Source organism: Mycobacterium sp. KBS0706, from assembly GCF_005938675.2.
GTDB lineage: Bacteria > Pseudomonadota > Alphaproteobacteria > DSM-16000 > Inquilinaceae > Inquilinus.
In genome coordinates, this window is record NZ_VCCH02000117.1 from 1 (window position 1) to 20,346 (window position 20,346).

Here is a 20,346-nt window from a genome sequence, read left to right on the forward strand (position 1 = left end):
CTCCCTCGGCCACGGCGGCGCCACCGGCGGCGAGCGCCCCGGAGCGGGCGGCCGTTCCCGCGCCGGAGAGCCAGGGCAATGCGCCCGCGCCAGCTGCCGCGGCACCGGACGTCCGGCTGCCGCTGATCCCGGTCGAAGGTACCTCCGGCCTGCGCCTGTCCGGCGAGCGCGTGGCGGCCCGTTTCGCCCTGATTGCCCCGCCGCTCGGCTTGGCGGACGGCGCAACGCTGTCCCTCGTCCACCTGAGCGGCGCCGATCTTCTGCCGGAGCGCTCGCGTCTCGACGTCGGCCTCAACGGCAAGCCGATCGGCACCCTGGAGCCCGATACCTTCGCAGGGACCGGCGAGACCAGCCTGCCGGTCCCGCCCGGCCTGTTGCAGCCCGGGCGCAATCTGCTCACGATCAGCGGCCGGGCGACCCATCGCGTGCTGTGCGGCCCCGGAGCGGGCTTCGACCTCTGGACCCAGCTGGATTCGGGTCGGAGCGGCATCGTCATGCCTGCGAAGGATCTCGGTGCCGCCTCCGACATCACCGGCTTCATCGATGCGGCTGCGGCCGCCAGCGCTCGCGGAGAGCCGATCCCGGTCTCCCTGCGGGTGCCGCTGACAGCCGACACGCTCGGCACATTGGTGTCCGTGACCACGCTTCTCGGCAAGGCGATGCCGGATCTCTCGCCGAGCTTCGATGTCGGGCTTGGCGGAATCGATGCAGGCGGCAGGCCCCGGATCGTCCTGGCCGGCGGCACCGACGCCGCATCCGTGCGGCCGGCGGCCGACGGCGCGCCCGTCCTCCTGCTGCAGGGGGCGCCCCGCGACCTGCTGGCGCGCCTGTGGGCCGACGCGACGCCTCTGGCGGGAAGCCGGCCCCACGCGATCGAGCGCGGCCAACAGGTCACGCTGACGGAACTCGGACTTGGCGACGTCCCGATCACCGAGCATCGGCGGCAGGTCGATGCCGTCATGCGGTTGCCGGCCGATTTCCTGGTGAGCAACGACTCGGTCGCCCGGCTCAGGTTGATGCTGGCTTATGACGGCGGCCTGCCGCCGGGTGGGAGCATGACCCTCTCGCTGAACGGAACGGCGCTGGCCATGCGCCCGTTCGGTCAGAGCGGCGGCGAGGTGATCGAGAACGAGGAATACCAGCTGCCGCTGCGCCTGTTCCATGCCGGGGAAAACACGGTGAGGTTCGATTTCAGCGTGCCGGCCCAGGTGCCTCAGCAGGCCTGTCCGGAGGCGGGCGGCGATCGTCCGTTCGCCACGCTGTTCGGCGACACCTCCCTGGTCTTCGACAATGCGCCGCACATGGTGGCCTTGCCCGACCTCTCCCTGACCTCGACGACCGGCTATCCTTATGCCGGCCCCGGCCCGGCCCGCCTGTTCCTGTCCGACCTGGACCCGCGTACGGTGGGCGCCGCCCTCACGGTCGTGGCGCGGTTGAACGCCATCTCCGACGATCCGGTGCGGTTCGAGCCGACCCTGTCCTTGGCCGGGCCGCCCGGCCCGATCCTCGCCGTGGGGCCGGTGGGGACGCTGCCGAGCGGGCTGTTCGTCGAGTCGCCGATGTCCCCGGCGGAGATCGCTCCGCATCTCGCCCAGGAGTCCGCGGCCGGCAGCGCCCTTCCGGCTGTGCCGCCGGCTGCCGGGCAGCCGGGTGCCGGTTCGGCACGAGGCGACGGCTCGGCCGATGCCCGTCTCGCCTGGCGGGCGCAGTTGGACCAGCGCGCCGGCCGGGACACGATCGCCGATCAGGCGTCGTCGCTCTGGGACGATTTGCTGAAGGACGTCCAGCGGCTGGTGGGATGGCACGACACCGGGCCATCCGTGCCGGACTGGCTCGCCACCCAGAAGATCCAGGCCGCGGGCTTCGTCGGCCAATGGCAGGGGGCGCCGGGCCTGGTCACGCTGGTGACGGCGACCGACCCCCAGGCGCTGTCCGCCTTCGCCGCCCGGGCGACGCGGTCCCCGGCCTGGTCTGCCCTGGGCGGGGATGCGGCGCTGCTCCTGGCCGACGGATGGAGCCTTCATCAGCCGGCGGAGCAATCGCTGGTGATGACGAAGCCATTCCTATCAGCCAACATGCTGATGGTGGCCGGCCATTGGTTCTCGCGCAACGGGACGCTATGGACGATCGCGGTTCTCGCCTTGTCAGTGATCGCCGCGGCTGTCACCCACACATTGCTCGGGCGCCTCGGCGTCCGCCGAACGCGCTGACGGGGGTCTGATGCGAAGCCTGTTGCTCTGGAGCCTGATCGGTGTGTTCGTCACCGCGTCATGCCCCGGGGTGGCGCGCGCAGACCAGACCGACATGCAATGGGCGCTCTGGCGCGAAGCCTATGTCACGGCGGAAGGCCGCGTGATCGACGTGCCCAATGGCGGCGTCAGCCATTCGGAAGGGCAGGGCTACGCGATGCTCCTCGCCGTCGCCCATGCCGATCCGTCGACCTTCGCCAGGGTGTGGAACTGGACCCGGGCCAACCTGCAGGTGCGCGAGGACGGCCTGTTGGCCTGGCGCTGGGATCCCGGGCGCCGGGGCGTGACCGACCGGAACAATGCGACCGACGGCGATATCCTCGTGGCCTGGGCGCTGCTGCGAGCGGGCAGGGCCTGGAACGATGCCGATTACCGGGAGGCATCGGCCAGGCTGGCGCAATCGACGCTCGACCATGCCACCGCGGACGTGTCCGGTCGGATCGTGCTCCTCCCGGGCGTGCAGGGCTTCTCGCTGCCCGACGGCGGGACGGTGATCAATCTGTCCTACTGGATTTTCCCCGCGCTGCAGGACTTCAAGACGGCCTTCGACGACGATCGATGGGGCAGGGTGCTCGACAGCGGGCTGGCCCTGATCGACCAGACCGGCACGGCCGGGCGACCGCCGCCCGACTGGATCGCGCTGCACCCCGACGGCCGCCTGGGCCCGGCCCCGGACCAGCCCGATGTCATCGGCTACAATGCCTATCGCATCCCGCTCTACCTGCTGTGGGCCGGGTTTCCGAAGGATCCGGCCATCCAGCGTTTCGATGCGCTCTGGGGCGATCGCGCCGATGGCATGCCCATGGTCGTCGACGCCGTGTCCGGCAAGGTGGTCGAGCGGAGCCTGGACGTCGGCTATCTCGGGCTGCCGGACCTCGTCTCCTGCATTCTCGACTCGCCGGGCTTCAGCGATCCCCCGGCGTTGCGCGCGGCCGAACCCTACTACCCCTCCACCCTTCTGATGCTCACCCGAATCGTGCAGCGGGAGCGATATCCGACATGCGCCCCTCTCTGACATTCGCCACCACCGTGATGATGGTCGCCATGCCGGCGGCGGCGTTCGGGGCGCCGCCGACGCCCACTCTCGTGGCTCAGGTGATCCAGCCGCCGGCCGGCGCTGCCCCTGCAGCGACGCCGGCGCAGCCTTCGGCTGACGCGACTCCCCCTCCCGAGGCGGCGCCCGCCGCGCCGCGCCGGATCGAGGAGCGGGACCTCACGGCGCTGCGCTACTATGTCGAGATCAAGGACTGGAACCGTGTCGAATCCGAGATCCGGCGGCTGCGCGGCATCGATCCGAGCTGGCAGCCACCGGCGGATCTGATGGGTGGGCAGGCCGCCCCGACGGTGAACGAGCAGGAGCTGTGGGACCTGTTCGGGGCGGGCCGCTACGCCGAGGTGAGGACGCGGATCGCCCAGCTCCAGCAGGCCAATCCGACCTACACCCCCTCCGCCGACCTGCTGCGCCAGCTCGACATCGCCGAAGGGCAGCAGAAGCTCGCAACGGCCAGCGAAACCGCGCAATGGCAGGCGGTGATCGACCAGGCGCGCCGGCAGCCGGACTTGCTGAACTGCGCCCGCACCGACACAGTCTGGCGAACGGCCGAAGCCTTCGCCCGACTGCAGCAGACAGCCTCCGCCTTCGACCTGTATCGGAGCCTGGTCGGCACCTGCAGCAACCTGCATGAGCGGGTGGCGACGCTGCAGAAGGCGAATGCGTTCCTGTCGGCCGAGCAGATGGCGCAGCTCTATGCCTTGGCGCGGCAGAGATCGGGGGCCGAAGTCGCAGCGATCGACGAGGTCCAGAAATCGCTCGAGGCCGGCCGCCGCGGGGCGCAGCCAACCCCCGCGCCGCAGAGGGCTTCGGGGCCGAGCCGTGCCGCCGCGACCCAGGCCGCCGCCGCGGATGCGGCGAAGCAGTCGGGCGCCTATGCGGATTGTCTCCGGCTGACGGATGGCAGCGCCGCGACCGGAATGAAGCTGACCCGCGCCTGGTGCCTCTACGAGCTGGCGCGGCCGACGGAGGCCTCGTCGCTCTTCGCCGCGGTGCGATCCACGGGGCGCGCCACGGCCGAGGTCCAGGATGCGACCTATGGGTTGATCCTCGCGACGCTCAGACGCGGGCTGGTCGATGATGCGCAGACCCTGATCGACAACGCGACCCTGACCGGCCAGCAGCATCGCGAGGTTCAGGGCGAGGTCCTGGCGCAACTCGGCACCGCGGCCCATCAGCGCGGCGACTATCGGGAGGCGCTCCGCCTATTCGATGCACGCGACGAGTTGGGGGCGCCGCCGAGACGGGATCTTCAGATGCTGCGGGGCTTCGCACTCTACAACCTGCGCCGCTATCGCGAGGCACTGGACGTCTTCCTGGCCATCGACCGGGTGCTCAGCACGCCGGACAGCCGCGAGGGCGTGCGCATCGCCCGCGGCGGACTCTATGGATTCAGCTGACCATGCATCCTCGATCCCCGCCGCTCCGCGCGCTGCTCGTCCTCGCCCTGGCCATACTGGCGGCGGGCTGTGTGCCGACGGGGCGCTTCGATCCGCAATCGACGACGATGCTCTGGCGCGATGTGTCGGCCGACCGCGGGGCGCTGCGGCTGGGTGGATCCCTGCGGCCGATGCTGCTTGCGATCACCGATCGCCGCGGCGGCGAGACGCTGGAGCAGCGCTATGTGTTGCGCAACGATACGCGCGCAAAGGGCGAGAACTTCCTCGCGCTGAAGATCTCCGCCGACGGCAAGGCGACCAGGGTGACGAGTGACCAGTTCATGGCGGCGGTCGCGGCGCCCGTGGGCGCGGTCGATGCCAATTCGATCCGGGAAGGGCAGAACCGGTACGGGCCGTTCCTCTATGTGTCCGGCCGGCCGGAAGGCAGCCCCGGTTGCCTGTTCGCGCTCCAGCGCCTGCAACGGTCGCTGGGCGTTGCCCTACCGAGCGGCATCGATCAGGCGGATATCACGCTCCGCGTGTGCGACGCGGCGGCCTCCCCGGACGATCTGCTCGGGCTGATGGGCGACTGGACCCTCGATCCGGCTCTTGGCGACCCGACGGCGCGTCTTGCGGCGGGATACTGATGGTTGCCCTGCGACCTCGCTGCCGAGACTTCTGACCGAGTGCTCCGGACAGACCTTCATTGTCTATTCCGGTTCCGCGTCTTCGGGTTCCCAAAGTGCAGCCCGCACCATGCCGAGCAGAGCAAAGACGTTGTTCAGGCCCCAGAACGCGTTCGACAGGATGCCGGCGGCCTGGTAGTGCCCCAGGCCGAGGGCATAGGCCGCGATGGCATAGAGCAGACAGGCCACCGTCAGCCCCCCCACCACCATCTGGGGCCAGACGACCGAGAGGTGCCGCCCGGCTTGACGCTGCTTCGGCGTCACCGGAAAGCTGATCTTCTGGCCGCGCAGAACGGTCCACAGTGCTCGGAGATTGACCGGGAAGAAAGCGATGTAGTTGGCCTTGCTCTGGTAGCCGGGGATGCCCCAGGTGCCGACCATCATCGCCAGCTCCATCGTGATCAGGAAGGGCATGATCCGGACGAAGAATTCCGAGGAGTAGCTGGCGATCGGGGCGACCCCGGTCACCAGATAGACGATCGGCGCCAGCAGGAAGATGACGTTCCAGATGCCGCCCAGATAGGACCAGAAGGTGGTCGCGTACATCAGCCGCTGCGGCAGGGTCAGGCCGCGTCGGAACAGCGGGTTGTCGTGCAGCATGATGTCGAGCGTACCGCCCGCATACTTGAACCGCTGCACGGTCCAGGCGAGCAGATCCTGCGGCGACAGCATTTTCGATTCGACGAAGGGGTGCTGGTAGGACGTCCAGCCTCGCTCGCGGTCGCTGTGCAACACGATCGAGGTATAGATGTCCTCCGAGACGTGGAACTTGTAGGGGACCAGCTCTTCGCTGAGGATCGCCTCGTTGCGGATCGCGGTGCTGAGCTCCGCTGACACCTGCTGCTCACGGCTGGCGCGCTTCCAGTCGCGAAGCGTCGTCGCGGTCGTGCGGTCGATCGCAAGCCCATAGCTGCGGAGCGCCGCTTCCATCACCGCCTCGCGCCGGTGGATCGAGCCGGCACCACAGCAGAAGGCGGCGTTGGCCCAGTTCCGGCGCCGCAGGATCACATCGTAGAACATCTTGGGGTCGTTGACGAACGGGTCGGCGCCGACCCGAACCGGGCCGATCAGCCGCTCGATGCCGCGGCCGAGCACCCGGCCGGCGGCACCCAGCCGTCTGCCGAGGGACTGGGCCAGAGGCAGGCCCTCAGGCAAATCGAAGAACCATTGCGGCGTCTGCACCCAAGCCATCTTCGGGTCGCGGAAATAGCCCAACGTGCGCTCCAGCAGGGTCGGGAACGGCCGGGTGTCGGCGTCGCAGATGACGATGAAATCGCCCGTCGTCACCTCCATCGCGTTGCGCAGGTTGCCGGCCTTGAAGCCGATGTTGCTCGACCGCGTGATGTAGTTGGCGCCCTCCGCCTCGGCCACGGCCCGCATCGCCGGCCGCTTGCCGTCGTCGAGCACATGGATGCGGAGATCGATCGGGTGCGGGTAGCGCATCCGCTTGGCGTCGCGCAGGCCAAGGCGCACGAGCTCCGGATCCTCGCTGTAGGTGGCGAAGAAGACATCGACGCCGACCGGCCGGTCGGTCGGGAGCGGCTCCTCCACGCATTCGTTGATCGTCGCCGGCGGCGGATCGATCGGCCGGTCCCGCACCGTCCACAGATTGATCACGAACAGCACGAGGCCGAGATAGGCCCCGGTCTCGGCGACGGCGAGCGGGATCGCGAACCAGAGCGCCTCGGGATTGAGCGACGATGTCCAGCGCCACCAGATGTACCAGCCGCCCAGGATCAGGGCGATCGTGGCGAGGTATTGCCACAGGAGCTCGCGGCCGACGGAATGATCGAGCGGCGGCTCCGGCTGCCGATCCTCGAACCGCTCGAAGTAGAATGCGTTGCCGGAGCTGCCTTCAGGCATGCCTGGCTGCCTCGGCCGTCGTCAGCTTCTGCGGCAGCAGCGGAACCGGGCCCAGGCCGATCAGCCAGGCGAGAGGACGGATCTTCGAGAGAAAGAGGGCAAAGGCGAAGGCGGCCGCGGCCGCGAGGACGTACTTCGTCAGCACCATGACCGTCGGCGAAAGCGACCAGCCCGAGCGATAGAGGGCGATGTCGTAGAGGTCGATGAAGATCGGGTGCACCAGATAGATGCCGAAGGTGAACCGGGCGAGCCAGCTGAACCGGGGCGACCAGGTCGCGTACTGCGCGGTCATGAACACCAGGAAGACGAGCACCGGCATCAGGAAATGGCCATAGAAGGCGGCGCCGGGCCGGATGCCCCATTGTCCGGTGGCGGCGATCTGTGCCCCATAGACCAGGGTCGCTAGGAACGCGACGCTTGTCAGGAACAGGGATAGGGCGAAGAGATGCCAAGCATCTGCACGGCTCAGCCCCCTTCGCCAGATGCCGTAGAAGGCCGCGGCGGCGAGCCCATAGCCGAGATAGCACACGATCTTCACCGCCCGGACCAGGTAGTCCCGCCACATCGGGTCGGGCACATGGCCCCAGAACCAGCCCTGGACGAAGTCCATAACATAGATCAGCGGGATGATGGCGAGGCCGGCCACCGGGTAGCGCACCGCCGCCAGCATCGCCGGATACAGCAGGACGATGAAGAACAGGGTCGGCAGGAAGTGCAGATGGTACTGGGCCGACCCCAGCAGCAAGTAGCCGACCCAGGACGGCCATTGCGAGATCTCGGCCACGATGGCGTCGCCGTAGCCGAAGGTGTCCGCCTTCAAGAGGCGGAAGAAGGCGTAGAATACGGTCCAGACGACGAAGGGGATCAGAACCCGCTTCGCCTGATCGCCGACGGTCGCGCCATAGCCAAGGTTGCGGCGCTCGAGCTTGAAGGCGATCAGGAACAGCGAGAACACCAGGAACATCTCCGACCCGGATAGCTCGGCCACCGAGCGGATGAGGGCCGGACCGATGCGCTCGGCCGGGGGCGAGGCGGCGAAGGGCTGGCCGCCGAAATCCGTGGTGCTGTGGATCAGGACGACACCCAGCGCGGCGAGGAACCGGTTGGCGTCGAGCCATGCGAGACGGCCGGAGCCTTGCGGATGAGGGGAGATGGGTGTGCTCACGATTCCTCTCCTCCATTGCTGGCCGGCGTGCGATCGTCCCGATGACGCTCGCTTCGCCTGGGCCTAAGGGGCCGCTCGATCCCGGACGGCCAGACGCAACTCGTTGGTCGCGCCGTGGCGCGCGTAGCGCACTTCGTCGACGCAGCCATGGATGATGGCGAGTCCCCGGCCGGACTCGGACAACGACCCGATATCGATCGGTCCGTCGGCCGGAGCCGTGGGGGGATGGTCGAAAAGTCCCGAAGGCGGGGGGCTGCCCTCGTCCTCGACGACGAGCTCCGCCCCGGTCGGATGGAAGCTGATCCCGATCACGATCCGGCGGCCGGGCAGGCCGCCATAGGCGTGGCGGATGATGTTGGCGACGGCCTCGGTCGCGGCGAGCTCCAGATCCTCGATCACACCCGCCTGGAGATGCTGGCCCGCGACCTTCCGCAGCCACGGACCGATCCGTCGCAGCTGCGCGTAGTCACTGCCCAGTTCGATCGTCCGCGGATACGTGGTCATCGCCAGCCTCCTCAGGTATCCCGCAGGCGTCCCATGGCGCTGTCCGTATCGGGGAAGATCTGGAACACACGGTCCATCCTGGTCAGCTTGAACGCCTTCTGAACCGGCGGGCGGAGGCCCGAGAGCGCCAGGTCGCCCCTTGTCCCCACGCGCTTCAGCGCCCCGACCAGAGCGCCCAGGCCGCTCGAATCCACGAAGTCCACGCCTGCCATGTCGAGGACGATGCGGACATCGCCCCGGTCGACCGCCTGGGCCACCAGATCCCTGAACGCCGGTGCGTTGGCGGCGTCGAGACGCGGTTGCAGGAAGCGGAAGACGGTGACCCCGTTGGTCCTTGTGGTGGGCTCAAGCATTGTCGGGCTCCGAACGGTCGAACACGATCATCGAGATGTCGTCCTTGAATTCCGTCTGGCCGGTCCACGCCGACAGGGTCGGGACGAGCTGCTCGCACAGCACTCGGGCCGACGCCCGACGCCGCTCCAGCGCAAAACGGACGAGCCGGTCATCCCCATACTGCTCGCCGCCAGGATCGGCCGCTTCGGTGATGCCGTCGGAATGGATGAAGAGCCGGTCGCCGGGGCCGAACCGGTCGACGGTTCGCTCGTATTCGGCCCCGGCGAACAGGCCGAGCGGCGTGCCGCCGCCGCCGAGCCAGCGATGCTCACCGTCGCCGCGGATCAGCAGCGGATGGGGATGACCCGCTTGGCACAGCGTGACTTTCTGCGCATGCTGGTCGATAACGCCGCAGACGAAGCTGAAGTAGTTGCTGACGTCCTCATCATTGACGAAACGCCGGTTCAGGCGATCGGCAAGATGTTCCGGGGTGGCGGAGCAGCCGGCCTGAAGCACGGCGTCGATGAATAATCCTCGCGTGATCAGATGGCCCAGCGACGCTGCCAGCAGGGCAGGTCGGACCCCGTGACCGGACACGTCGGCCGCGTAGAAACCGATCCGGCCTTCGCCGAGATCGAAGTAATTGAACATGTCGCCGGAGAGGAATTGGGATGGCACGAACAGGCGCTGCACCAGGCAGGACCCGAGTGTCAGATCCCGTTTCGGCAGCAATGCGCGCTGGGCTTCGCCGGCCGCCGCGAGGTCGTCTTCGATCTGCCGCTTCGCCTGCTCGAGATGGCGGCTTTTGACCTGAAGCTCCCTGTCATAGGTCAGAACCCGTTCCGCCGCGCGCAGGCGCACCGCCAGGATCGGCGGTTCGACGGGCTTGGACATGAAGTCGTCGGCACCGGCATCGAGCCCCAGCACATAGTCCTGCGGTCGGTCCCGCCCGGTCACGAGCACGACATAGATGTATCGGCCGAACGATCGAGCGCGGAGAGTGCGGGCGAGATCGAGCCCATCCATGCCCGGCATCTCGATGTCGGAGATCACGACCGAGACGTCGCCTCGCTCGAGCAGGGCAAGCGCCTCGCCGCCATCGGCGGCAGGCAGCGCTTCGTGGCCCATCCGGTCGAGCATGCCGGAGAGATAGAATCGCTGACTCAGATCGTCATCGGCCACAACAACGCGCATCGGCCTGTCCTAGGAATGCTTCGCACCAACCCCGCTCGAGCTAGGCGCGTTGAAAAAACGCGTAACCTTCAATCCCGCTTGAATATCAAAATTAGCTCATAGGAGGAATATCTCAACCGCCATTAATTGCAATAATTTTGTTAGCGGCTTGTTAGGCAAAATTTTATTGATTGGCAGAAGGGATTAATCAACTGCATAGCGCAGGCCGTAGCCGATCGGAAAGGCGGGCATCCCGATCGACGCGTCGCCAGGCCAGTCAAACGGCAGCGTTCCCCGAAAATCATTCGCAACGCCGCCGTCGCGGTCGCGGAACAGGAGATCCGCAACGCCGCCACCTTCGCTGCCGGGTAGCCACGCGACGACAAATGCCTTTGATGCGGCGAACTCAGCACCGACCCGAAGCGGCCGGCCCGACAGGAAGACGGAAATCGTGGGGATGTCGGCCTGCCGCAAGTGTTGGAGAATTTCGAGGGTCGGTTGGTCGTCGGCGCTGTAGTCCAGGGATCGGCGGTCGCCCTTGCCCTCGGCGTATGGTGACTCTCCGAACACCACGACCGCGGCATCCGGCTTGTCGGCGAAGCGGCCGTCGGGGCTGAGCATGGTCGTTCCGCCTCCGGCCGCGACCGTCTCCCGGAGTCCCGCATAGATCGATTGGCCATTTGGGAAATCGGCATTGCCGTTGCCCAGACCCTGCCAGGAGAGCGTCCATCCCCCGGACTGTCGGCCGATGTCGTCTGCGCCGTTGCCGGCGATCAGAACCCGCGCATTGCGCCGCAGCGGCAGGAGATTGCCGTCGTTCTTGAGAAGGACGAGCGATTCCCGCACCGCCTGCCGCGCCAGGGCACGATGCTCGACGGAGCCGAGCCGGTCGAACCGGCCGGCGAAGGGCCGGGCGGACGGCCGCGGCGCGTCGAACAGCCCGGCCCGTGCCTTGACCCGGAGGATCCGGCGCACCGCGTCGTCGAGCCGGCTCATCGGGATCTCGCCCGACTTTGCCTGGGCGAGGGTGTTCGCATAGAGCTCCTTCCAGCGGTCCGGCGCCATGAACATGTCCAGCCCGGCGTTGATCGCGGCCGGGCAACTCTCCTTCGCGCAACCCGGCAGCTGCGCATGGCCGTTCCAGTCGCCTACGACGAAGCCGTCGAACCCCATCCGGCCCTTGAGGACATCCGTCAGCAGAGCCCGGTTTCCGTGCATCTTCTGCCCTTGCCAGCTGGAGTAGGAGGCCATCACGGTCTGGACGCCGGCAGCGACGGCTGCGGCATAGCCGGCGGCATGGACGTCCCGCAGCTCCGTCTCGGGGACCCCGGCATCGCCCTGGTCCTTGCCGTCAGCGGTCGCGCCGTCGCCGAGGAAGTGCTTGGCCGTCGCCAGGACATGGCCGTTCCGCAGGAACTCGCCGGATCCGGTCTGTCCCTGCAGCCCCTCGACGAGCGCCGCGCCGAGGCTGGCGACGACGGCGGGGTCCGAAGAGTAGCTCTCATAGGTCCGGCCCCAGCGGGCGTCCTGCGCCACGGCGACGGTCGGCGCGAAGGCCCAGTCCTGGCCGGTCACCCTCATCTCCGCCGCTGTCGTGGTCCCGATCCGGCGGACCAGATCGGGGTCCCGCGTGGCGCCGAGGCCGATATTGTGTGGGAAGACCGTCGCCCCCGGGACGTTGTTGTGCCCGTGCACCGCGTCGGTGCCCCACAGCAGCGGCACATAGGTGCCGCCGCGTGCCTTGGCGGCATCGTAGAAGGCGTCGGCGAGCGCCAGCCAGGCTTGTGGCGGGGCATGGGCATCGCCACCGGGCCGCTGATCGCCGCCGTTCAGGATCGCGCCGAGCGGATACTGCCGGAGATCTTCCGGCTTGATGGCCGTGATGTCTGCCTGGATGATCTGGCCGACCTTCTCCTCCAGCGTCATCCGCACGAGCAGCCCATCGATGAACGCTTCGAGCTCCGGATCGCGCGGGATCGGCGAAGCCTGAGCCAGCCAGAGCTCCGGATGGATCGTGCCGGCGGTCCGGGCGGGCGTCTGCGCCTTCGCCGATGGCAGCGGAAGGGCTACGAGGGTTACGACGATGAAGCCGTTCACGAGGGCTCGGTGGATGTCGAAGGCGGGGCGCCTCATGGTCTGCTCCGTCGCTCTTGTCAGAAGGGCAGTTGGTAGGTCAGGCGGAACGAGCCGCCGAGCATGGTCCCGGTAGCGTCGGGGTCGTCGTGCCAGGGCCACCTGTTGCCGGTGTAGTTCGCATATTCGAGCGCGATCTCGTCCGTGACCTTGTAGTTGACGACGTAGACGAAATCCGGGTCCCAGGGCTGCTGCTGCGAGGCGATCGGATAGAAGATCGCCGTGCCGCGCAGCGTCAGCCGCGGGATCCCGGTGTAGCCGCAGGACAGGAAGAGCTGGGTCTTCCCAGACTTGTCCTCCAGGCTCGCATTGTCGAAGTAGCGCGGTGCGACCCCGATGCTGGCGCTGCAGTCGAGCGACGGGCTCTCCCCGGGCTTGAGCTCGCCGAACAGGTCGGCCGGGATGGGCAGCTTGTAGTTGAGCCGGAGCGATCCCCCCAGCACGGATCCCGTCGCATCGTCGTCCTTGTGCCAGGGCCAGCGGTTGCCGGTGTAGTTGCCGTATTCGATCGAGAGATCGCCGGTGATCTGATAGGCGATCGAATAGACGAAGTCGGGATCCCAGGGCTGCTGCTGGTCGGGCCTCGGGTAGAAGATCGCCGTCGTGCGCAGGTTGAGACCCGGGATCGGGGTGACGCCGCAGGACAGGAACAGCTGGGTCTTGCCGCTTCGATCCTTCAGGCTGGCATTGTCGAAATATCGCGGTGTGTAGCCGGCGCTGACGCTGCAGTCATGCGGCCATCCCTGGTTCGCAGAGGCGGCTTCGGCGCTGGCCGCTGGGGGAGGCTGAGCGGTGGCCGGCTGGGTAGGTTGCGGGGAGGCAGGCGGCGGTCGCGCGAGCCGCTCGATCAGCGCCGGCGACGGCCGGCCGGTGGGTGGCAACCCCTCCGCCCGCTCCGCCTGCTCGATGGCGGCGCGGGTTCTCCGGCCCATGCGTCCGTCGACCGGGCCGGGATCGAACCCCCGCGATGCCAGGGCGCGCTGGAGCTCTGCGATCGCCGGGTCCGGAACGGCGCGCGCCGGCGCTCGCGGGACGTTGCCGCTTGCGGCCGGGGGGGCGGTGGCCGGCGGCGGGGGAGCGGGCGTCGCCGCTGCCGACGGGGCCGGCGCCGCGGGCGCCGGTGGAGCAGGCGGTGGCGGCAGCTGGCTCAGCACCCAATCCGCATAAGCCTCCGCGACCTCGGCGCCGTCGGCCGGCGTGCCTCCGGCCCGCGGCAGCGACCGTTCCTTGGAGGCCGTGACGCGGATCGATCGCCCGTCCGGCATGCGGATGTCGCAGCTCCTGTCCTGCAGCGAGCATTGAACCCGGATGCGATCCGCTTCCAGACGCTCCGACGGGCTGAACACGGCGGATGCGTCGGGCGAGAAGCGATAGTGCCATCCCGCCGCGATGCCCGCCTGATAGGTGCCCCAGACGAAGACGCTCGGCGTGTCGGCGCGTTCTTCCGTTGCGCCGGGGGCGAAGGGGCGGCTCGTGTCGACGAGGACCTCCCGAGACGGGGCCTGGGCCGAGGCGGCGCTCACCTGCAGCACCGTGCCGGTCATGAAGAGGACGACGCCGATCTGCCGCCGGCGAACCATCACGGCCCGGGATGCCGATTGACGATCGGGCCGAAGGCGCGATAGCGCAGGGTTTCCAGGACGATTCCGTTGGTGTTCGCCGTCTCCGCCCCGTTCGGCTTGCCGTCGGCTTCGTACCGTCCCTCGATCCAGCCGCCCTGCGGGTTGTTCATCGTCACGGCCTCGGCGACCAGCCGCTTGGTGTAGGGCGTGTCGAGCAGCGCGTCCCAAGCGAAGGCGGTCTTGGTGCTGAGCGTGCGGAGGCGGTCGACCCGCTCGCCGGTGTCGGTCAGCACCGCCCAGGGGGCACCGTTGCCCCAGACCGTCGCATAGGCGAAGTTCGGCGGCCGGTCGAGGTGCCCCTCGCTGACCGCCGTCAGGATGCCGGTGTGGTCGAACCGGGCCGCTTGTGCGCGATAGACCTGCTCGGCAAAGGCGCGGGACCGGGTGTCGAAGCCGAATTCGAGCCCGTCGAGGATATAGGGCTCGCTGGTGGCATAGACCTGGGCGCCGTACCTCTCGGCGACGCGATCGTCGATCGGCACCTGCACGCCTTCGACATCGGCGAAGGCGATGGTGTCGTCCGTACGCCAGGCCTGGTAGGCGTCCAGCCCTGCCAGGATCAGAGCTTTCGCGGCGTATTCCTCATAGCCGATCCGGCCTTCCTGATGCAGGGTCGTCGCGGCCCCGCCCGGCGAGGCCGAGCCGATCAGGACGCCGTTCCGGACCAGCCGGGACAGGTCCCACCGGCTGATGATGTGGTCCACCGCGGCCGCCTTGTCCGGGTAGTCCTGGCGGATCACCTGCAACGGCACCATCAGGCGGGCGATGTCGAGGGCGGACCAGCCGAGGCCGCGCTCGGTCGGCTGGTTGTTGTAGTCGACCATCGCCAAAGTATGGGTGTGATAGGCCTTGTTCGGCAGCGCACCGTCGAACAGGGGCAGCCGGGCCAGGCTGTCGAGCGCGCGGTCGAGCCGGTCGTCGAACTCCGCCTCGTCGATCACGCCGATGCGGTGCGCCGAGATCAGGCCGAGCAGGAAGGATCCGGTGTCCCACATGGTGGTGGAAGGATAGCGGTCGGCCGAGTTGGCCAGTCCGGTGTCCGGGTCGATGTTCGCCCGGAAGTAGCGCCAGGCGATGCGTCCCCATTCAAGCTGGTCGGCCCGCAGCGGCGCCTGTGCTGCGAGTGGAAGCCGTTCGCCCGCGACCAGCGCGTCCGTGGCATCGTCCCGGGGCGCCGTCGCCGCCGGCGGCGTGCCGATGCGATCGAGGGCGATGATCAGCGGGAAAGCGGTCAGCAGGGCCAGCAGGAAGATGATGTGGCTGCGCGCTCTGATCAGGCCTTCGCGGAACGTCATCGGGCGAACTCCGTCTCCGGGCGTCGGTGTCGGCGGAACCGGCGGGCCGCTCAGGGCGCCGCCGCGCCGGGCGGGCTGCGGATCGGACACAGCGATCCGGGGATGGGGGGCGCCTTCGGCACGGGGCGCGTCATCGGTTGGCCGGGGCTGCAATTGCGGGCGGCCGGCTCGGGATGCAGGAAGGCGCAGCCGGGGTACCACTGCTCGGCCGGGACCGGCTCGCAATAGGTGAAGGCCTCGGCGTGCAGCGAGGGGGCCGGCGGCGCCGTGCACAGGTCCTGGGTCGGGCATTCGACCTGCAGCGGCTTGGTCGGCAGGCAGTGCTGCTCACGCAGGTCGCTGTCGGCATAGGCGGTAAACCAGGCCTCGGGATCGCGGTTTCCCCGGCGCAGGATCGGCCCCTGCACCTTGTAGAGCAGGGCTGCCAGCAGGATACCGTTGTTGTTGGCGGTCTGGAGCGGGATGAAGCCCCCCCCGTTCTCGTAGAGGCCTTCGTAGAACCCGCCATCCGGCGTGTAGAGGTCGGCCACGGCCTCGAATAGCTTGTCGGTGTAGGGCGTGTTCCAGAGCACCCACATCGCGAGTGCGCCCTTGACGGCGACGGCGGCCCGGTCGGGGACGTACTCGTCCCGCGGCGACAACGTGTTCCAGGCGTAGCCGTCGGAGAAGATCGTGTCGTAGACGAAAAAGGGGTCGCCGTCGACCTGGTGCTCGGTGCGCGCGGTCAGCATGCCGGTCTGGTCGAACCGCCGCTCCTGCACCAGGTAGATGCGCTGCGCGAACTCGGCCCTCCAGCCATCCGTGTGCAACTGCGGATCGGAATAGTCGTCGTCCGGCAGGTCCCAGTTCAGTTCGATGCCGTCGAGCAGGTAGCTTTCGGTCAGGACATAGTTCTGGGTGTGGTAGACGCGAGGATCCCGGGAATCGTAAGGGACCTGCACCCCGTTGATGTCGATGAAGCCATAGGGCGCGGCCTGGCTGGCGCGGCGGGTGTCGAAGCCCCAGAGGCCGAAGCCCTTGGCGGCGTATTCCTCGTAGCCGAGGCGGCCTTCCTGGTGGTACTGGGTCTTGCCATCCTTATCGACCGCGCTGCCGTAGAGCCGGCCCTGTGCGTCGACGGCGTGGCAGAAGTTCCATCGCAGCACGGTCTGGTCGACGCTGTTGGCCAGATACGGGTAGCGCTGCTTCAGGATGTAGAACCAGACCAGGATTCGCCCGACGTCGAGGGCCGAAAAGCCGACCTCGCCTGGCTTGTTGCCGTAGTCCACCTTGGCGCCGGTCTGGGTGTTGTAGACCTTGTTGGGCAGCTCGCCGCGGAACAGGTCGAAGTCGCGGATCGCGCCGATCACGCGCAGCGACCGCTGGTCGAACTCGCGCTTGTCGATGATGCCAAGCTCGTAGGCCGACACCAGGGCGCTGATGTAGGACGCGGTGTCCCAGAGCGTGGTCGACGGATAGGCACCGACCGCGTTGGCGAGGCCGGTCTTCTCCTGGGTCGCGTGGACGAAGTACTGCCAGGCAGCCTCGGCCATCTTCCGCTCGCGCTCGGTCAGCGGGCCGTTGCGGCCGGGATGCTGCGGCGCCGGGGCTGGCTGCGTGACTTCGGGCGTTGGCGGTGCCGCCGGCTCGGCCGCGGAGGCTGGCGGCGTGTCGCGCGTCACCATGACGGCACCGATGCCTGCTGCGAGAATTCCGATCAGTGCGACACTGCTTGGGATTCTTCTGCGTCGCTGCATCATCCGCCACCGGCTGAAGGGGAATGACCTGAGACTGAGACCGGTGGCGGGCGTGGCATTTCGACCAAGCAATCGGCCCCGGACTTCAACCTATGAAAGTTCCGCCAAATCGGTTGGAATATTATCTGACTGCAATCATAATCGGTTTCAACATATCTTGACAGGCCTGTGATTCTAATAGTTTTGCGAAAATTATCTCAAATTGCACGATGACAGACGACCAAGCGAAGGACAGTGACATTCTGGACCATGGGGTGCTGCAGCGCATGGCGGAGCGGGCCGATGCGAGCTTCGTGCAGCAGCTGGTGAGACTCGTCATCGCCGAGATGGACCAACGTCTCGCACGGATTGCTGCTGCTGAGAGTGATAGGGATTATTCGGCGTTGAGCCGCGCCTCGCACTCGATCGCCGGCAGCGCGGCGACGCTCGGGGCCCGGCGTCTGAGCGCTCTGGCACGGTTGGTCGAGGACAGCTCAGAGCGCGCCGAGCCGACAAGTTGGACTCTCGTGCCGCAACTTCTTGCGACGGCCGCGGCCACGCGCACGGCTTTCGCGGCCTTTCTGAGCGAGAATGTGAAGGATGCGAGTCCCTGAGGGCCGCCTCCGGCTGCGTGTCGGCCTACCGAGGACACCGATTCTCTGCGAAGGTGATGTGCAGCGCAGATGAGCGTCGACCCGATTTTTGGTACGTCCAAGGCTGTTGTTTGGCTTTGTGAGTTGTATGGAAACTACCTTTTATCAAGTTGTTTGCCTGCCAGAGCTTACACGATCGGGGAGGCGTGGCGATGGCGAGATTTGAGAGGCCGGTCCGTTCGATCGTGGTGCTTGCGGTCCTCGCCCTTCTGTTGTTCTTCGGCACCGCCGGCTGGCTCGGAAGGGAGTTTCTGGCCGACAATGCGCGGACACGGGGCTGGGTCGATCACACCAGTCTGGTGATCAACACGATCGGGGAGGTGCGGCAGCACCTGCTGCGCGCCCAGCTCTACAGCCACAATTTCTTGCTGACGCGCAACCCGGGTGACGCCGCCGTCGCGCAGGACGCCGAGAGGCTGGCCACCGAAGCACTTCTGGACCTCCGCGCTCTGACGGCCGAGGATTTAGATCAGGTTCGGCGCATCGATGCCGCCATACTGCTTGCCGAGCAGATCCTGGCGACCAATGACCGGATCATCGCGGCGGTCCAGCGGGGGGATGTCGATGGCGCTCGGAACCTCGTCACGGAACGCTTCGATGAGGCTCCGGCCTTCCGCACGATCATTGAGGAGGCGGTATCGGCCGAAGGGGCGCTGCTGGCTCAGCGCCAGGCGGCGACGGAGACGACGCTGCGACGGATCATGTGGCTGTTGGCCGGTGTCGCCGTGCTGGCCGTTCTGTGCGGGCTGCTGGCGACCTGGGCTCTAGCGCGCCAGGTCGCGACCAATCACAAGCGCTATCGGGAGATGGAGCGCGCCAAGCTGGAGAGCGATTCCGACGCCCGCGCATTGGCGGAAAGCCGCGGGCAGCTGCAGGCCGTGCTCGACAGCGCCCGCGACCCGATCCTCGTCATCGACCAGGACGGCAGGATCGAGTTGGCAAACCGTGCCTGCGGTGAGGCTTTCGGTGTGCCGAGCCAAGACCTGCTCGGGTCCGATGTCGCGGGGCTCGTGCCGGCGCTGGCGGGCGGTGAGCGCCCGCGAGGCGAGGTCCGGGTGATCCGGCATGACGGCAGTGATTTCCCCGTCGAGATCTCGACGGGTGTGTTCGAGCGCGACGGCCGCGGCATGTCTGTCTGCATCCTCCGTGACGTGACCGAGCGGCACCGGCTGGATCAGTTGAAGAACGAGTTCGTGTCGACGGTCAGCCACGAGTTGCGCACGCCGCTGACCTCGATCCGGGGCTCGCTGGGGCTCGTCGTCGCCGGGGCGGCGGGGGGGCTGCCGGACAAGGCGAAATCGCTCTTGGAGATCGCGCACAAGAACAGCGAGCGCCTGGTCGGACTGATCAACGACATTCTCGATATCGAGCGGATCGAGTCGGGACGAATCGAGTTCAGGCATGATCAGCTGGAAGTGAGCGGGCTGGTCGACCAGGCCGTCGAAATGAACCAGGCCTATGCGGCCGAGCACGGGGTGGAGTACTGGGTATCGGCCCGGCCCGACGTGCCTCTCCTGGCGCAAGGCGATGCCGGCCGGATCATCCAGGTGCTGACCAACCTGTTGTCGAATGCGGCCAAGTTCTCCCCGCGCGGGGCGGTGGTGGATGTGGCCGTTCATGCCTTCGGCTCGCTTGTCCGGATCAGCGTGCGGGATTACGGCGTCGGCATTCCCGAGGAATTCCGGAACCGGATCTTTCAGCGCTTCGCTCAGGCCGACGCCAGCGACGTGCGGCGCAAGGGCGGCTCCGGCCTCGGGCTGTCGATCGCCAAGGCGATCATCGAGCGCCATGGCGGCCGCATCGGTTTCGAGGCGGCAGAAGGGGGTGGCACGCGCTTCTGGCTGACCCTGCCGCTCCTGGCCGAAGCGCCGGCGGAGGAGCCGGGCGACGCCCGGCGGCGGATGCTGGTGTGCGAGGACGATCCGGACGTCGCCACCCTGCTGGGCCTGCTGATCGAGCAGGATGGCTGGCGGGTCGACATCGCCCGGGATGCCGAGACGGCATTGGAGAAAGCCTGTACCGGCCAGTATGATGCGATGACCGTCGATCTGCTGCTGCCGGGCATGGACGGCATCTCGCTGATCCGGAAGCTGCGCGATGCCCCAGCCACCGCCGCCCTGCCGATCATCGTCGTCTCGGCCGTTGCCGAGGAGGGCAAGCGCACGCTGAACGGTGTGATCAACATCGTCGACTGGCTGGACAAGCCGATCGAGCAGCTGCGGCTGCGCACGGCGCTGTACCAGGCGGGGATGCGGAAACGCGACGGCCGCGCCTGCGTCCTGCATGTCGAGGACGACGATGACGTGATTCAGGTGGTGGGCGCCATCGTCCGCGACGAGGCGGACATCATACCGGCGCGATCGTTGCGGGAGGCCCAGCAGAGGCTGACCGAGCGGCAGTACGACCTGATCATCATCGATGTCGGGCTGCCCGACGGCTCCGGCCTCGACCTCCTCAAGACGATCAACGCGCGCACGCCACGTGAGCCGGTGCTGATCTTCTCGGCGGAGGACGCCAGCTCGTCA

Annotated in this window: 15 protein-coding genes; 6 read left to right on the forward strand and 9 right to left on the reverse strand. The window is 67.8% G+C overall.

Annotated features, from left to right (window positions below; all coding sequences use genetic code 11):
* The 4 genes from FFK22_RS36205 to bcsN form a co-directional block, all read left to right on the forward strand.
* Nucleotides 1–2,210 (forward strand): cellulose biosynthesis cyclic di-GMP-binding regulatory protein BcsB (locus FFK22_RS36205; protein WP_143956918.1); only part of this gene is annotated, 2,210 nt, incomplete at its 5' end.
* A 10-nt stretch (nucleotides 2,211–2,220) separates the two neighbouring features.
* On the forward strand, nucleotides 2,221–3,264 hold the full coding sequence (locus FFK22_RS36210; RefSeq protein WP_138888655.1) for a glycosyl hydrolase family 8: 1,044 nt from the start codon (nucleotides 2,221–2,223) through the stop codon (nucleotides 3,262–3,264).
* Complete coding sequence (locus tag FFK22_RS36215) at nucleotides 3,249–4,700, forward strand: hypothetical protein (RefSeq protein WP_138888654.1); 1,452 nt, start codon at nucleotides 3,249–3,251, stop codon at nucleotides 4,698–4,700. The genes FFK22_RS36210 and FFK22_RS36215 overlap by 16 nt, the downstream gene beginning before the upstream one ends.
* 2 nt (nucleotides 4,701–4,702) lie before the next feature.
* On the forward strand, nucleotides 4,703–5,326 hold the full coding sequence (gene bcsN / locus FFK22_RS36220; RefSeq protein ID WP_138888653.1) for a cellulose biosynthesis protein BcsN: 624 nt from the start codon (nucleotides 4,703–4,705) through the stop codon (nucleotides 5,324–5,326).
* Between the two features lie 63 nt (nucleotides 5,327–5,389).
* On the opposite strand, the gene FFK22_RS36225 is transcribed toward bcsN, so the two are convergent.
* The 9 genes from FFK22_RS36225 to FFK22_RS36265 all read right to left on the reverse strand — a co-directional run bounded on the left by FFK22_RS36225 (nucleotide 5,390) and on the right by FFK22_RS36265 (nucleotide 17,117).
* Entirely contained in the window at nucleotides 5,390–7,228 is a 1,839-nt protein-coding gene (locus tag FFK22_RS36225; RefSeq protein WP_138888652.1) for a glycosyltransferase, read from the reverse strand.
* Nucleotides 7,221–8,393: an acyltransferase gene (locus FFK22_RS36230; RefSeq protein WP_221939116.1), complete on the reverse strand. Its 1,173-nt coding sequence runs from the start codon at nucleotides 8,391–8,393 to the stop codon at nucleotides 7,221–7,223. Before FFK22_RS36230 ends, FFK22_RS36225 begins: the two co-directional genes overlap by 8 nt.
* 63 nt (nucleotides 8,394–8,456) lie before the next feature.
* Nucleotides 8,457–8,897 carry an ATP-binding protein gene (locus FFK22_RS36235; protein ID WP_138888651.1) on the reverse strand — a complete coding sequence of 147 codons (441 nt, stop codon included), beginning with the start codon at nucleotides 8,895–8,897 and terminating at the stop codon, nucleotides 8,457–8,459.
* An 11-nt stretch (nucleotides 8,898–8,908) separates the two neighbouring features.
* On the reverse strand, nucleotides 8,909–9,250 hold the full coding sequence (locus FFK22_RS36240) for an STAS domain-containing protein (RefSeq protein WP_138888650.1): 342 nt from the start codon (nucleotides 9,248–9,250) through the stop codon (nucleotides 8,909–8,911).
* On the reverse strand, nucleotides 9,243–10,424 hold the full coding sequence (locus tag FFK22_RS36245; protein ID WP_138888649.1) for a PP2C family protein-serine/threonine phosphatase: 1,182 nt from the start codon (nucleotides 10,422–10,424) through the stop codon (nucleotides 9,243–9,245). The genes FFK22_RS36240 and FFK22_RS36245 overlap by 8 nt, the downstream gene beginning before the upstream one ends.
* Nucleotides 10,425–10,607: 183 nt before the next feature.
* The gene (locus FFK22_RS36250; protein ID WP_221939117.1) at nucleotides 10,608–12,638 is read right to left on the reverse strand and encodes a glycoside hydrolase family 3 protein; all 2,031 of its coding nucleotides are present in this window, start codon (nucleotides 12,636–12,638) and stop codon (nucleotides 10,608–10,610) included.
* A complete protein-coding gene (locus FFK22_RS36255) occupies nucleotides 12,557–14,116 on the reverse strand; it encodes a peptidoglycan-binding protein (protein ID WP_306770225.1) in 1,560 nt (519 codons plus the stop codon). The genes FFK22_RS36250 and FFK22_RS36255 overlap by 82 nt, the downstream gene beginning before the upstream one ends.
* Nucleotides 14,116–15,453, reverse strand: a complete 1,338-nt coding sequence (locus FFK22_RS36260; RefSeq protein WP_186002852.1) for a DUF3131 domain-containing protein — start codon at nucleotides 15,451–15,453, stop codon at nucleotides 14,116–14,118. Before FFK22_RS36260 ends, FFK22_RS36255 begins: the two co-directional genes overlap by 1 nt.
* Before the next feature lie 50 nt (nucleotides 15,454–15,503).
* A complete protein-coding gene (locus tag FFK22_RS36265) occupies nucleotides 15,504–17,117 on the reverse strand; it encodes a DUF3131 domain-containing protein (RefSeq protein WP_221939118.1) in 1,614 nt (537 codons plus the stop codon).
* Nucleotides 17,118–17,398: 281 nt separating this feature from the next.
* On the opposite strand from FFK22_RS36265, the gene FFK22_RS36270 reads away from it, so the two are divergent.
* On the forward strand, nucleotides 17,399–17,782 hold the full coding sequence (locus FFK22_RS36270; RefSeq protein WP_138888644.1) for an Hpt domain-containing protein: 384 nt from the start codon (nucleotides 17,399–17,401) through the stop codon (nucleotides 17,780–17,782).
* Between the two features lie 191 nt (nucleotides 17,783–17,973).
* Nucleotides 17,974–20,346 (forward strand): response regulator (locus FFK22_RS36275; RefSeq protein ID WP_306770226.1); only part of this gene is annotated, 2,373 nt, incomplete at its 3' end.